Origin of the sequence: Kineococcus vitellinus, from assembly GCF_009906315.1 — a bacterium.
Lineage (GTDB): Bacteria > Actinomycetota > Actinomycetes > Actinomycetales > Kineococcaceae > Kineococcus > Kineococcus vitellinus.
On the sequence record NZ_JAAALL010000013.1, the window covers coordinates 1 to 13056 of the forward strand.

Below are 13056 nucleotides of genomic sequence, written 5' to 3' on the forward strand. Positions count from 1 at the left end.
CGTGCGCCGCGCCGGCGACCCGGACCGCGCGCTGATGGACTTCCTGCAGAGCACGTACGCGGCCGCCGCCGAGCACGGGCGGTGGGACCGCGCTGCGCTGGAGGACGACCCGGCGCGCTGGGACCACCTGCGCTGACCGCACCGCCGGCACGACCGCCCCGCGAGTCGCACCGCACCGCACGACTCATGCAGCAGAGAGAGGATCGGCGAGGGACATGGACATCACCGTCACGCACGACGCCGCCGGCAAGCGCTACGAGGCTCACGAGGGGGGTTCGCGCCTGGGGCTGGCGGCCTACGTGCTCGCGGACCGGATGATCGTCTTCACGCACACCGAGGTCGACCCGGCCCACGAGGGGCGCGGGGTGGGCAGCGCGCTGGCGCGGGCCGCCCTCGACGACGCCCGTGCTCGTGGCCTGGCGGTGATGCCGCTCTGCCCCTTCATCAAGGGGTGGATCCAGCGCCACCCGGAGTACGCCGACCTGCAGTTCAACGCCCCGCCGAGCACCGCCACCGACTGAGCGGCGCCCGAGCGGGGAACGGACCCCGGTCGCGGGCCCCGCGCTCGATCACACCGGGTGCTCTGCACCCCGGCACCGGTCCATGATGCCCACCGTGACCGACGCAGCCATCACCTTCGTCCGCCCTGCCGCACTGACCGACCGGGTCCCCTACGCCTACGCCGCGACGACGAGCGCCCACCGCGCCGTCTACACCGCGGGCGCCTGCCCCCTGGACGCCGACGGGAACACGGTCGCCGTCGGCGACCACGTCGGCCAGGCGCGGCAGGTGATGGCCAACCTGGTCACCACGCTGCGCGCGGCCGGCGCGGGGCTGACCGACGTCGTCAAGAGCACCGTCTACGTCGCCTCCGGCCGGCGCGAGGACCTCGACGCCGTCTGGGACGTCGTCCGCAGCGCCTTCGGCGAGCACGACGCGCCCAGCACCCTGCTCGGCGTGAGCGTCCTGGGCTGGCCGGACCAGCTGGTGGAGGTGGAGGCGATCGCGGTGGTGGCGGGCGAGGCTCAGGCGGCGCCGCGGGGGTCGTCCAGCACGTCGCGCCAGGAGTGCTGAGGGACGTAGCCGAGCAGGTCGCGGGCCTTGTCGATGCTGTAGAACGTCTCGTCGCGGCCCATCTCGCGGCGCACCTCGACACCGGCGTAGAAGGTGTCGATGACCTCCCGGGTGGTCGCGGCGACCGACATGTCGGCGTTGGCGACGTTGAACACCTCGAAGCCGAGCCCGTCGGTCTCCAGGGCGCGCAGGGTCAGCTGGCCCAGGTCGCGGGTGTCGATGTAGGCGAAGAAGTTGCGCCGCCGCAGGGACGGGTCCGCCAGGAAGGCCGGGAACTTCTCGGCGTACTCGTGGGGCTCGATGACGTTGTTGATCCGCAGGCCGTAGACGTCCGCGCCGGTGCGGGCGTGGAAGGAGCGCGCGACCACCTCCCCGGCCACCTTGGAGATGGCGTAGGAGTCCTCCGGCACCACGGGGTGCTCCTCGTCGACGGGCACGTACAGCGGTTTGCGCTCGCCCCGGGCGAAGCAGATCCCGTAGGCCGTCTCCGAGGAGGCGAAGACCACCTTGCGGACGCCGAGCCGGGTCGCGGCCTCCAGCACGTTGTAGTGCGCCGAGATGTTGGCCGCGAACGTCGTGGCGTCCGGGGCGATGAAGGAGCTGGGGATCGCGGCGAAGTGGACGACGGCGTCGTAGGCCGACGCGGTGGACGCGGCGGGGGCCGGGCCGTCGAGGTCGGCCGCCGTGGGCGTGCCCGCCAGCGCGGAGTAGACCTGGCCCGCGTCGGTCAGGTCGACGCGGAGGTCGGTGACGTCGGGGTGGCGCAGCGGGGTGAGGTCGGCGTTGGTGACCTGGTGCCCCTGGGAGGCCAGGTACGGGGCGACGTGGTGACCGGCCTTGCCGCTGCCGCCGGTGAAGAAGATGCGCATGCCTGCAGCGAACCACCTCCGCTCGCCCCCGGCGCGACGAGGCGGTCGGCCGGGCGGCGCGGGGACCATCAGCCCGGTCCCGCGCCCCTCGCCGCCACCAGCTTGTCGGGGTTGCGGACGAGGTAGACGCCGTCGATCCGGCCGCGCCGGTTCAGTCCGAGGGCCAGGGCCAGGTCGACGCGCGCGCCGACGTGGACGAGGACGCCGCGGCCGCCGTTGAGGCCGACGACCTGCGCACCGGTGCCGGGGTCGGCGGTGGCGGTGATCGACAGCAGGAACGCGGCGACCCGTTCGGCCCCGAGGACGGGCTTGCGAGCCGCGACGACCTTGCCGCCGCCGTCGGAGAGCAGCACCGCGTCGGGCGCCAGCAGCGACAGCAGCGCCTGCAGGTCGCCGCCGGCGACGGCGGACAGGAACGCGGAGAGCACGGCGTCGTGCTCGGCGGCCGCACCCGCGGCGAGGCGCGCCGACGCCAGGCGGGTCCGGGTGCGGTGCGCGATCTGGCGCACCGCCGCCTGCGTCTTGCCCAGCGCCTCGGCGACCGCCGGGTAGGGCAGTTCCAGGACGTCGTGGAGCACGAACACCACCCGCTGCTCGGGACGGGCCTCCTGCAGCAGCACGGTCAGCGCGTAGCCGAGCTGCTCCCTGCGCAGGAACTCCTGCTCGGGGCCCTCGTCGGCGACCAGCGGCTCGGGCAGCCACGGCCCCGGGTAGTCCTCGCGTCGACGGGCGGTGCGGCGCACGGCGTTCAGCGCCGTCCGGGCCGAGATGGTGGCCAGGTACGCGCGCGGGTCGCGCACCCGCTGCAGGTCGACCTCGCGCCAGCGCAGGTAGGTGTCCTGGGTGACGTCGTCGGCGTCGGCCCTGGTCCCGAGGACCTCGTAGGCGACGGCGAAGACCACGGTCCGGTGCAGCGCGAACAACTCGTCGTGCTGCGCCGTCGTGCTCACGCACCTCACCCTAGGAGCCCTCGTGCGCCGTCCCCGCCGCGGCCCTCCACCGGCCGCGGACCGCGGGGCCAGCGGTGGGAGCCGGGTCGCCGGGCCTCGCGGGTCAGCCACGACAGCGTCGCCGCGCAGACGCGCTCCTTCACCGCTCCGCCCAGGTGGCCCCCCAGCCCGGCGCGCGCACCCCACCGGTCGCCGTCGTCGGGGCGGACGAGCTGCGCGTGGCCGTGACCACCTCCCAGGTCCAGGCACTGCAGCAGGAACCCGACGTCCACCCGCGGCGCGCTGGCGCCCGAGAGCCGGGCCAGGACGACGTCGGCGGCGTGCGCGCCCAGCGGGATCGCGGTGGCGCAGGACATCCGCAGGTGCGCGGCGCCGGGGTCGTCGACGGCCGCCGCGTCCCCGGCGGCGACGATGCGCTCGTCCCCGCGGACGGTGAGGGTGGCGTCCACCAGCAGGCGCCCGTCACCGGTGGTGGGCAGACCGCTGGCAGCCGCCAGCCGCGGCACCGCCAGGCCCGCCGTCCAGATCGTGGCCGACGCGGCGGCGCGCCGGCCCCCCGCGGTGCTCACCGCCCCCGTGACGGGGTGGACGACCCCGACCTCGACGCCGATCCCCAGCCGCCCCAGGCGCCTGGCCACCGCGGGCCGGCGCAGCGGTGTCGTCGGCGACGAGGCGGTGACGAGGGTGACCTCCAGGTCGGCGCGCGCGACCGCGAGCGCGCAGGCGACCTCCACCCCCGTCGCCCCGGCACCGACGACCGTGACCGTGCCGCCCGGCGCCAGGGCGGCGATCTCCTCGCGGGTCGCCGCCGCCGCCGTCGCGTTGGTCACCGACGACGCCGTCGTGGGCGCCTCGCCGCTGCCGACGGCGTAGACCAGGTGGTCGTACCCGAGCCGTCTCCCGCGTCCGGTGACCACCGCTCGCGCCGCGGCGTCGATGCCGACCACGCGGTCCTGCACCCGTTCCACGTCCGGGTGCAGGACCTCCTCCCACGCCACCCCGGCCGAGGCGCGGGTCCCGGCGGCGACCTGGTGCAACCTGATGCGCTCGGTGAACCGCGCGCCCGGGTCCACCAGCGTCACCCGCACGCGCGGGTGGCCCGCCCGCTCCCCGGACAGCCGGTCGGCGGCCATCACCCCCGCGTACCCGCCACCGACGACGACCACCCTCACCGCACCGGACACCCCGTCCTCCTCCCGTCGACGACCTTCCACGACAGGAGGACACCGGCCACGTCCCGCTCGTGACAGGACCGCGCCGCAGGGCGCCGCACCGCTCGGCCCGCCCGCTCGTCGCTCGAGCGGCGTCGCGGTGGTCCGGCGCGCCCGTGGAGCTCAGGCCGTCGGGGCGGTGCCGGGCAGGAAGACCAGCCGGCGGCGCAACGCGGTCGCGGCGATCTCGCGGGCCGGGGCGTACTCCGGGGAGTCGTACCAGGCCTGCAGGGTCTCCATGTCGGGCCACTCGACGACCGCGAGCGCGACCCCGGCCTCGCCCTCGGCGACCGTGGGCGAGGCCCCGAGGACGACGAAGCGGCCTCCGAACCTCTCGACCGCGATCGGGGTCAGCTCGGCGTAGCGCTGGGCGCCCTGCGGGTCGAGGACCTCGAGGACTTCGGTGATGCTGTACGCCGGCGTGCGGCCGGTGGTGGTGCTGGTGCTCTCGGACACGGTGTTCTCCTCGGGTGGTGGTCGTCCGGTTCGGGGTTCAGGGCGCGGTGCGGGAGGTTCGGCGGCCGGCGACGTCGGTTCCGGGCGTCACCGGCGTCACCTCGACGGACCCGCGGGCGGGCGTCAGGTGGCGGGCAGTTCGCCGCCGTCGACGGTGAGGGTCGTCCCGGTGACCCACTGGGCCCGCTCCGAGGCCAGGTAGGCGACGGCCTCGGCGACGTCGCGCGGGTCCCCGGGGCGACCCAGGGGGACGCCGGCGGCGATGTCGTCGAGCGAGGCGCCCACCGCGTCGGCGATGCCCTGGCGGATCGCGTCGCCGCCCGGGGTCACCACGTTGCCGGGCACGACCGTGGTGACGCGGATCCCGGCGGGGGCGAGCTCGGCGGCCAGCGCCTTGCCGTAGGCGTTGAGCGCGGCCTTCGCGGCGGCGTAGTGGGCCAGCGGCGGCGTGGGCGTGAGCGCCGCGACCGAGGAGATGTTGACGACGGCGCCGCCCGCCCCGGCCTCGCGCAGCGCGGGGAGCAGCGCACCGGTGACCCTGACGGCGGAGAGGTAGTTCAGGTCGAGCGCGTCGAGCCACTCCTCGTCGGGGATGGACGAGGTGCCCCCGAGGTGCAGGCGGGCCGCACCCGCGTTGTTGACGACGACGTCGACGCCGCCCAGCACCTCCAGCGCTGCGGCGGCGAACGTGCGCACGCCCGCGGGCGTGCTGACGTCGCCCGCGATGAAGGTGGCCGCCTGCGGCGTCTCACCGGTGGCGCTGCGCGCGGTGGTGACGACGTCGGCGCCGCCGTCGAGGAAGCGCTGGACGACGGCCGCGCCGATGCCGCGGGAGCCTCCGGTGACGACCACGCGCTTGCCGGCGAACTCGGTGGGGGACGGGGTCACAGTTCTGAACATGCGGTCCACAATACGCGTTGTGGACCGTTTGTCCAGAACGGCGTAGGATCGGGGCATGGCACGACCACGGAAGTTCGAGGAGCACGACGTCGTCGTCGCGGCTCGCCGGCAGTTCACCGAGACCGGCTACCACGGCACCTCGGTCGAGGACATCTCCCGCGCCACGGGCCTGAGCAAGGGCAGCCTCTACGGTGCCTTCGGCGACAAGGAAGCGCTGTTCCAGCGGGTCCTCGACGACTACTGCACGGCGGCCGAGGAGAGCGCCGCAACCCTGCTCGACGGCCCGGAGGACCAGGCGCTCGAGCGCCTGCGCAGCTGGCTCCTCGCGCCGCTGGACCACGTCGACCGGCGCGGCTGCCTGCTCGCCAGGGCCACGGCCGAGCTGGCGTGGGAGGACGACGCCGTCGCGACCCGCTCGCTGGCCGCCTACGAGACGCTGCTCGACACCTGCCGCCGCCTCGTCGAGCAGGCGCAGCGCGCCGGGCTCGTCGACCCAGCCGCCGACGCGGAGGCGCTCGGCGGGGTCGTCCTGGCCACCCACCGCGGGCTCGAGGCGCTCGGCAAGGCGGGGATGGACCCGGAGACGATGAAGCGCATCGCCGGCGCGGCCGTCGACGGCATCGCGCTCACCGCCGCGCCGGTCCGGGGCCGACGGCGCAGGACCGCCTCGGCCTGATCTCCTGCGACTGCGCCGTCCCCCGCGGGCGCCGCCGGGATCGGCGGGAGCGCTGCTCAGGCAGCGGGCCGAGGACCTCGATGCCGTGCTCGGCGGCGATCCTGGTGAGTTCCTCCGGTGCCGGGAGGACCGCTCCGGGCGGGGGCGTCGGGTTCTCGCCGGGCGCGTCCACGACCGCGGGGAACCCCACCCGGTGCGCGAAGCGGTCGAAACCCCCGGGGTGCGCAGGGTCAGGAACCGCGCGCTCGAGCTGGCCACGACGAACCCGTCGACGGTGTGCTTCGGGAGGAGGACCGCGGACCCGGCTCGAGCGGTGTGCTCGTCCCCGTCGACCACGAGTTCGACGCTGCCGTCGAGGACGAGGAACGTCTCGTCCTCGCGCAGGTGCCGGTGCAGGGGGCTGTTGCAGCCGTTGCGCCCGCGGTGCTCCAGCACGGCGAGGGCGTCGTCGATCGCGGCGCCGCCGAGCCGGGTCGTGCCGTCAGCGCGCCGTCCCGGCGCCGTCCCGGTGCCGCCGACACCTTCCGCCGGAGGGCCGGACGCGGCCACGACGAGGTCGTCGACGTCCCAGACCACCTGCAGGCGCAGGCGCTGCGCGAGGAGGAGACCGTGGCCCTCCTGCGGGCCGACCACCCGCTGGTGCCGGCGGGGGCGATCTCCCTGTCGGAGTTCGCCGCGCAGGCGCTGCTCCTCCCCGTGGCCGAGCGGCAGCACTGCTGGCGGCAGCACTGCTGGCGGCCGCCTGGGCGCGGGCGCCGGTCTCGCCTTCGTCCCCGCGGACGACCTGCGCCCGAACCGGACCACCCTGCCGTGGCGGGTCGGCGAGCAGGACCCGGCCGTCCTGACGTTCATCGCGACGGCCCGTGCCGCCGCACGCACCCTGGCCGCGGTGAGCGGCGGTCCCTGGGACGAGCCCGCCACCTGAGCACCGGCACCCGCTGGGCGGAACCTCCCCGACCCCCTGGCCGGTGGTCCGGCGAGGTCGCGCCGGCTCGATCCGGGCGTCATGCCGCAGGACATGGGTGACAGTTCCGCACCAAGACATCGGTGACGCTTTCAGCCGTCTTGGTAGTACTTCCCGGACCTGGGCCCTGCCCTGGTGCGCTCCGCCGGCCACCGCACAGCGTGGACCTCACTCCTGCGCCGAGCGGCGTGCACGGGGTGAGTGCGCGGCGGGCGGACGGGCCCGGCCAGGACGAGCACCACGGGAGCGTCAGCGACTCACCCGTGCCGCCCCGGCCTCATGCTCACCGACATCACGGTCATGGCGAAGAGCGGATGGTCATTGACGAGCCGATCACCCTCGCTGCTTCCTGCAGCAGTCTTGGCGTACAGCCCGAACACGGTGGACGACGAACACGGTGGACGACGTGCGGGCGCACCGCACATGATCGACCCGTGCGGTTCCTACGCCCCGGCTGGCTGATCGAGCTCGACTGCGGCCTGTGGGCGGTGGATGCCACCCAACCGCTCGCCGCCGTCCTCGACCCCCACGACGGGCAGGTACGGCACGTGGTCACCTGGCCCGCCGTGCCCCCGCCACAGGTGCACGCACGCCCGGTCGTGCTCGGCGACGGCACCTCGCTGTGGGTGCAGCCGCACCCCGGTGGACCCGTCGTGCGCATCGGCCTCGACGGCGTCGCCGCCGCCGGGTGGGTCGGCGGCCCCAGCCACCCCCTCGCACGCCAGCACCTGGCCGCGTGCGGCCCGGGCGCCGCCTGGTGCGCCACAGCCGCGCCGGAGGCGGAGTACGTGCGCCGCGGGGAGCAGCCGCGCACCTTCCTCGGTTACGGGCAGCTGCAACGGGTGGACGCCGAGGGCCGGGTGCTCACCGTCGCGATGGACCGCGGCGTGCAGGCCCTGCGCGCCAGCCCCGAGGGGCTGCTGGTGGCCGCCGTCGGAGACGGTCACGGGCTGCGCCGCTGGGACGAGACGCAGGACCGGGTCAGCCGCGACACCCGCTGGTACCTGCTGCCCTGGAAGCTGCCCTGGAACCAGGAGCCACCGCAGGCCCTGACCGAGGACCATGCGCTGCCGCGGACGTTCCAGCCCCCGCCAGCTGATGACCCCTCGTCCCTGGTCTCCCAGGACGTGCCCGGCCACGGGCCCATCGCGCGCCGGGGAGAGCTGGAGTGGTTCGCCGAGCCCAGCCAGCAGGCGCCCAGCGGCGGGCGGGCGTGGACGCGTCCGCTGGTGAGCGCACGCGATGCCTCAGGGCAGGTGCTGGCCTCCTGGGACCTCGCTGACGGCTGGATCGAGACCATCAGCGCCTCCGGCTCCCGTCTGCTACTCGCCGTGGCGCGCCGCCCTCGCACCTGGACCTCATCAGCGGCGCAGCACCCGGTGGACGTCATCGCCCTGGACGCCGCTGACGGCTCGCTCACCGAGCTGCTGCCCGCAGGCTCCGTGGACATCAGCGAGCACTGCCGGCCGCTGCGGCCGCGGCCGCTGGAGGCGGACTCCTACGCCCGGCAGGTGCTGCAGGAGGTGCAGGATCGCGCCGGCCGGCTGCAGCAGGTGGGCGCCCGGGACCTCGAGCACCGCTTGGAGGGGTCCTGGCCGCACACGGTGCTGGAGCTGACCATGTCGGTGCTCGAACGATCTGGGGTGCGGCTGCGGCGGCGGGTGCCGCTCTTCGATGAGCTGGGCCGCATCCTGGGCCCGCAGTACCCCGACGCTCACCTGGTGGATCAGTACCAGGCGCACATGTTGCCGCCTCTCAGCCAGGCGCGTGACGGCTTCCTCGACGTCTGAGCACCGCCGCTGCTGACGGCATCTGAGCGATCAACGCCGCGCCGCCGTGTGCACGGTCATCCCGCGGCCCGGGCGACCATGAGGCTGGCAGGAACGGCCGCCGAAGACGCAGCTCGTCCTTGCTGCCGATCGGTTCCCCTACGTGGTCGTTCCACGCGGAAGCACCCACCGCTGCCGGACGCCCGCGCACTCCTCGATCAGCTCGAAGTCTCGGTCGTAGTGCAGGACGGCGGCCCCTTCTACGGCGGCATGGGCTGCGACCAGGATGTCCACCGGGCCGGGTCCGCGGTGCTGCCCCTTGGCGACGAGCCCGCCCTGGATGGTCCGAGCTTGGACATCCACCTCCTCTGACCCGTGGAGCGTACGCATCGCAGCGGCCAGGTACTGCCACTGCCGCACGTGATCGACCTCATTGCGGGTAGAGACCCCGACCTCGAGCAAGGTCGGCACGCAGATGACCAGCTCGTGATCAGCCCGCAACGCCTCCACGGCATCCCGGACGCGCGGCTTGCTGAAGCGCTGGATGACGCTGTTGTCGAGGACGAACCTCACGCAGCGCCCTCGCTGCCGCTACTGCCCGGCCTTTGCGCGTACTCGTCCACCTTGGCCTGCTCGTGGGCGAGGTGTTCACGCTCGGCTTCGAGGTACGCGGTGTTGGAGAAGCCGCCGGCATCGACGTAGTCCCACAGGTGACTCCACGCCTGGTCCTTCTCGGCCTTCTCGACGGCAGCGCGCAGGGCGGCTTCGACGGTGTCCTTCTTCTGCTTGGTGCCCAGCGCGCTAGCTGCGCGACCCAGCAGATCGTCATCGATGTCGATGTGCGTGTAGGTCATGAAGACTCCCCGGGTCGACGTACGTCAATCATAAGCCTGACGTACGTGAAGGTCGAGGTATCCACCTCCACCCCGGACCTGCGGCACGCACCTGAGCCTGCAGTGCGACCGGCCTGGCGCGATCAGGGCGCAGCGGAAGCACGCTCCTCTATGAGCCTCACCCCTGACCATCTACCCATCGCCCTCGGTGACGGCACCTGGCGCACCGACCCCCTGCGCCTGGCCATCGCCGCCTACCTGGCTCGCTACCGCGGCGAGACCCGGCGCCACGCCGAGTCCGACCTGCGCGCCTACCTCACCTGGTGCCGACTGCGCGGCCTCAACCCGCTGGCTGCCCGGCGCCCGCACATCGAGCTGTACGTGCGGTGGATGCAGGAGAACCAGCGCTTCGCCGCCTCCACCGTCTCCCGGCGCATGTCGGTCGTCGCCGGCTTCTACCGGACCTGCGTCATCGACGCCGTCCTCGAGCACTCACCGGCCGACTACGTCCGCCGCCCCAACGTGCCACCGGAGTCACCCACCCTGGGCCTGTCGCACCTGCAGCTCGAAGCGATGCTCGCCACCTCGCGGGACTCGGCCAACCCGTGCGACTTCGCCCTGGTGTGCCTGCTCGGGCTGCTGGGCCTGCGGATCTTCGAGGCCTGCGCCCTGGACATCACCGACCTCGGCGAGGAGCACGGCCACCGCGTCCTGCGGGTGGTCGGCAAAGGTCACAAGGTCGTCCTCGTCCCGCTGGCGCCAGCGGTTGGCCGAGCTGTGGACCGCGCCATCAGCGCCCGCATCACCGGCCCACTGCTGCTGAACACCCGCGGCGGTCGCCTGGACCGCCACTCCGCCACCCGACGGCTGCGTCACCTCGCCGCCGACGCCCGCATCCGGCTACCGCGGATGCACCCGCACATGCTGCGCCACACATACGTGACCACCATGCTCGACGCCGGAGTGGACCTCAGAGACGTCCAGATTGCCGCCCGCCACGCCGACCCCAGGACGACGATGCGCTACGACCGGGCCCGCACCACGCTGGATCGCCACCCCAACTACATCCTTGCCGCGTACATGGCCTCAGGCACCTGACGGGGCCACCCCGACTTCACTCATCTGCCGATGACCAGATGGTCGAGGTAGGGCGCGATCACCTGTCGAGCGCCGACCAGCAGGTGCACGCGGTCGCCCTCTGCTCCCAGGGCGGGGGACGTGTGACGACCGGGTCCACCAACGCCCTAACCTCCTGGACGTCGACCGCGGGGCCCGTCCGAACCGCTCAGCGCAACTGCAGCGAAGCCGGCAACGGCGTCGTGGCAGTCACATCGCTCAAGCTGCCGTCGGGCTCCACCCGCACCGCGCCCCAGTACCCATCGCTGGTGCATCGAGGACCGTTCACGTCAGAGCTGACCGCCCGCGCGGCCACCGGCACGCTGACCTCACGAACGACCGGACCTCCCTCGTCGTGCAGGCGCAGGTGCGCCGTCGGCGCGGCGCTCATGTCCAGGTCGAAGATGAAGGCACTGCTCATGTCTGCACCGCCAGTGATCGCCGGGTCAGCGGTGAACAAGCGCACGTAGGTGCCTTGGCAGGCGTCATCGGCGCAGTAATCGGCAACCAGCGGACTGTCGGGGGGCTGGGGCGGGTCGTTCAAGGCCCTCATGTCGAAGGTCAACCCGAACGGCGGGCCGATCGCCGTGCACGCCTGAGCCGTCATGCCGCTCGAACACGCGGTGAGCAGCATCAGGCAGCTGTCTGCGGCGAAGGGTCCTAGGCGCACGCCCCTGGGACGCCGCACACCGGCTCAGCGTTCCACACCCTTTCAGCCCACTGAGGACCCCGATGGGAGGACGCCGCGACGTGATGCCCGCGTACTCCGCGGCATGACCGCGACGTCGCGGTCATCCCGCCCTACGGGCGACGTCACGGTCATGGCGCAGACATCGCGCTCCTGCTGAAGAGTGAGCAGCCGTAGGCCACGACGTCAGTCCACGTGCCTCGCGGCCGCAGCGACTACCAGACGGGTGTCGGGCTCACCGGCACGGTGTCGCCCGTACATGCGAACGACGGCCTCACCACTGCTGGCGCTGCGCTGGAAGTCCTCATCAGCCAGCACCTTGGCCAACAGCGACGGTGAGAGCTCGACGCACTTGCCGAAGGTGAGCAGGTAGGCCGGCCGTCCCCGCTCGGCGTGAGCCACCGCCTCCTGGGCCGTCAGCTCACGCCCCCACGTCCGCCGGACACCCTCCACGACCAGGAACTGCGGAGGGCACCCGAGCAGCACCTGAGCCACCAAGTCCGGTCGGTCAGGCATATCGCGCAGCACAGCCGACAAGCTCACAGCCCCAGCTTCCCGGACGCGCCTGGCCGACGCACGATCCCGCCCCCGATCATGCTGCTCTGGACGCTCAGCACTGCCCAGTGAGCACCAGCACCTCCCGGTCGTCATCGCTGACCCAACGCCCGCCCATCCAGACGACCTCGCCACCCGGCTGCGGCGCCCGGGTGGTCACCGCTGGCCGCACGACCTGCCACTGCTGCACCGCGTCAGGGCCGTCGAGGTAGTCCAGCTACTGGCCGCCGTACCAGTACAGGACTAGGGGCACGCCGGCTGCAATGAGGGCGTCCGCGTCTCGACGCTCGATACGGCTGGAGCCGCAGGTGAACCGCCGACCGGCCGGGGTGGTCAGCTGCCCCGACTCCACAGCGTCCACTGCTCATCGACCAGACTCACTCGCACCGACTCAGCATGGCTGACGACCGCGCGGTCATGGCGCGTTGAGGGCGCGAATGCGGTCCGACCCGGCGCCGTTGCGAGCGTCTGCTTGGCTTCACCGGTGCACACCGTTGCCGTCGGCATCCTCATCCGGGACCACCGCGTGCTCCTGGCCCTGCGCAGTGCAGACCGCCGCGCTCACTCCGCCCGGTGGGCCCTGCCCGGAGGCCACGTCGAGCCCGGCGAGTCCGAGCCCGAAGCCCTGCGCCGAGAGCTACACGAGGAGCTCGGCATCAACGTCCTCGACTGCGACGACGAACCCGCCTCCCGGCTGCACCTCACCCCCGGCGCACCCGACACCGAGCTGCACCTGAGCACCTGGCGGGTGCGGACCTGGAGCGGGCAGCCCAGCAACACCCGCCCCGACGAAAACGACCGTCTCACCTGGTTCAGCGCCGACGAGCTCGACCAGCTGCTCTGGGCGCACCCTGAGCACCAGCAGATGCTGAGCGACATGCTCAGCCAACTCACTCCTGGGGCGACCTGACGAGACCAACGCGACGTCACGGTCATCCCGCGTCCTGCGTGATCGGGTCGCTGCCGCGACTTACGCGCACAGCACCATCCGCCGA

Annotated in this window: 15 protein-coding genes and 2 pseudogenes; 7 read left to right on the plus strand and 10 right to left on the minus strand. The window is 73.3% G+C overall.

Features of this window, described 5'->3' with window-relative positions; genetic code table 11:
- The 3 genes from GTQ99_RS27420 to GTQ99_RS02500 form a co-directional block, all read left to right on the plus strand.
- On the plus strand, window positions 1-136 hold a 136-nt coding region (locus tag GTQ99_RS27420), incomplete at its 5' end, for a DUF5996 family protein (RefSeq protein ID WP_420814503.1).
- Window positions 137-215: 79 nt separating this feature from the next.
- The gene (locus GTQ99_RS02495; protein ID WP_166614162.1) at window positions 216-521 is read left to right on the plus strand and encodes a GNAT family N-acetyltransferase; all 306 of its coding nucleotides are present in this window, start codon (window positions 216-218) and stop codon (window positions 519-521) included.
- Between the two features lie 94 nt (window positions 522-615).
- Window positions 616-1074, plus strand: coding sequence for a Rid family hydrolase (locus GTQ99_RS02500; RefSeq protein ID WP_205706654.1), 459 nt, complete (start codon window positions 616-618; stop codon window positions 1072-1074).
- Here the strand turns inward: GTQ99_RS02500 and GTQ99_RS02505 are convergent.
- The 5 genes from GTQ99_RS02505 to GTQ99_RS02525 form a co-directional block, all read right to left on the minus strand.
- Entirely contained in the window at window positions 1026-1943 is a 918-nt protein-coding gene (locus tag GTQ99_RS02505) for an NAD-dependent epimerase/dehydratase family protein (protein ID WP_166614164.1), read from the minus strand. The genes GTQ99_RS02500 and GTQ99_RS02505 overlap by 49 nt on opposite strands.
- A gap of 68 nt (window positions 1944-2011) precedes the next feature.
- Window positions 2012-2893 (minus strand): sigma-70 family RNA polymerase sigma factor, encoded by an 882-nt coding sequence (locus GTQ99_RS02510; RefSeq protein WP_166614165.1) that lies wholly within the window; start codon window positions 2891-2893, stop codon window positions 2012-2014.
- 5 nt (window positions 2894-2898) lie between these two features.
- Window positions 2899-4077: an FAD-dependent oxidoreductase gene (locus GTQ99_RS02515; protein WP_205706655.1), complete on the minus strand. Its 1179-nt coding sequence runs from the start codon at window positions 4075-4077 to the stop codon at window positions 2899-2901.
- Between the two features lie 150 nt (window positions 4078-4227).
- Complete coding sequence (locus tag GTQ99_RS02520) at window positions 4228-4560, minus strand: DUF1330 domain-containing protein (protein WP_166614166.1); 333 nt, start codon at window positions 4558-4560, stop codon at window positions 4228-4230.
- A gap of 123 nt (window positions 4561-4683) precedes the next feature.
- Entirely contained in the window at window positions 4684-5460 is a 777-nt protein-coding gene (locus GTQ99_RS02525) for an oxidoreductase (RefSeq protein ID WP_166614167.1), read from the minus strand.
- Between the two features lie 55 nt (window positions 5461-5515).
- Here GTQ99_RS02525 and GTQ99_RS02530 point away from each other — a divergent pair, with 55 nt between their 5' ends.
- Complete coding sequence (locus GTQ99_RS02530; RefSeq protein WP_166614168.1) at window positions 5516-6136, plus strand: TetR/AcrR family transcriptional regulator; 621 nt, start codon at window positions 5516-5518, stop codon at window positions 6134-6136.
- A 261-nt stretch (window positions 6137-6397) separates the two neighbouring features.
- On the opposite strand, the pseudogene GTQ99_RS27425 reads toward GTQ99_RS02530, so the two are convergent.
- Window positions 6398-7156 (minus strand): annotated as a pseudogene (locus tag GTQ99_RS27425) (cupin domain-containing protein); the annotation flags it as partial.
- A gap of 378 nt (window positions 7157-7534) precedes the next feature.
- Between GTQ99_RS27425 and GTQ99_RS02540 the strand changes: the two are divergent.
- Window positions 7535-8890 carry a hypothetical protein gene (locus GTQ99_RS02540; RefSeq protein ID WP_166614169.1) on the plus strand — a complete coding sequence of 452 codons (1356 nt, stop codon included), beginning with the start codon at window positions 7535-7537 and terminating at the stop codon, window positions 8888-8890.
- Window positions 8891-9028: 138 nt separating this feature from the next.
- On the opposite strand, the gene GTQ99_RS02545 is transcribed toward GTQ99_RS02540, so the two are convergent.
- Together GTQ99_RS02545 and GTQ99_RS27430 are read right to left on the minus strand one after the other, a co-directional pair.
- Window positions 9029-9442: a PIN domain-containing protein gene (locus GTQ99_RS02545; RefSeq protein ID WP_166614170.1), complete on the minus strand. Its 414-nt coding sequence runs from the start codon at window positions 9440-9442 to the stop codon at window positions 9029-9031.
- 170 nt (window positions 9443-9612) lie between these two features.
- Window positions 9613-9723: pseudogene (locus GTQ99_RS27430) on the minus strand (type II toxin-antitoxin system VapB family antitoxin); the annotation flags it as partial.
- Between the two features lie 150 nt (window positions 9724-9873).
- Between GTQ99_RS27430 and GTQ99_RS02555 the strand changes: the two are divergent.
- Window positions 9874-10800: a tyrosine-type recombinase/integrase gene (locus GTQ99_RS02555; RefSeq protein ID WP_166614172.1), complete on the plus strand. Its 927-nt coding sequence runs from the start codon at window positions 9874-9876 to the stop codon at window positions 10798-10800.
- Window positions 10801-10987: 187 nt separating this feature from the next.
- On the opposite strand, the gene GTQ99_RS02560 is transcribed toward GTQ99_RS02555, so the two are convergent.
- Window positions 10988-11452, minus strand: a complete 465-nt coding sequence (locus GTQ99_RS02560) for a VOC family protein (RefSeq protein ID WP_166614173.1) — start codon at window positions 11450-11452, stop codon at window positions 10988-10990.
- A 240-nt stretch (window positions 11453-11692) separates the two neighbouring features.
- Window positions 11693-12049 carry a hypothetical protein gene (locus GTQ99_RS02565; protein WP_166614174.1) on the minus strand — a complete coding sequence of 119 codons (357 nt, stop codon included), beginning with the start codon at window positions 12047-12049 and terminating at the stop codon, window positions 11693-11695.
- A 496-nt stretch (window positions 12050-12545) separates the two neighbouring features.
- Between GTQ99_RS02565 and GTQ99_RS02570 the strand changes: the two genes are divergently transcribed.
- Window positions 12546-12971, plus strand: a complete 426-nt coding sequence (locus tag GTQ99_RS02570) for an NUDIX domain-containing protein (protein ID WP_166614175.1) — start codon at window positions 12546-12548, stop codon at window positions 12969-12971.
- The last annotated feature ends 85 nt before the right edge of the window (window positions 12972-13056 follow it).

Excerpts from the sequence above, each read along its gene's own strand:
- GTQ99_RS02555 (WP_166614172.1), top strand. The coding sequence starts at position 9,874 with ATGAGCCTCACCCCTGACCATCTACCCATCGCCCTCGGTGACGGCACC.
- GTQ99_RS02530 (WP_166614168.1), top strand. The coding sequence starts at position 5,516 with ATGGCACGACCACGGAAGTTCGAGGAGCACGACGTCGTCGTCGCGGCT.
- GTQ99_RS02495 (WP_166614162.1), top strand. The coding sequence starts at position 216 with ATGGACATCACCGTCACGCACGACGCCGCCGGCAAGCGCTACGAGGCT.
- GTQ99_RS02560 (WP_166614173.1), bottom strand. The coding sequence starts at position 11,452 with ATGCTGCTCACCGCGTGTTCGAGCGGCATGACGGCTCAGGCGTGCACG.
- GTQ99_RS02525 (WP_166614167.1), bottom strand. The coding sequence starts at position 5,460 with ATGTTCAGAACTGTGACCCCGTCCCCCACCGAGTTCGCCGGCAAGCGC.
- GTQ99_RS02505 (WP_166614164.1), bottom strand. The coding sequence starts at position 1,943 with ATGCGCATCTTCTTCACCGGCGGCAGCGGCAAGGCCGGTCACCACGTC.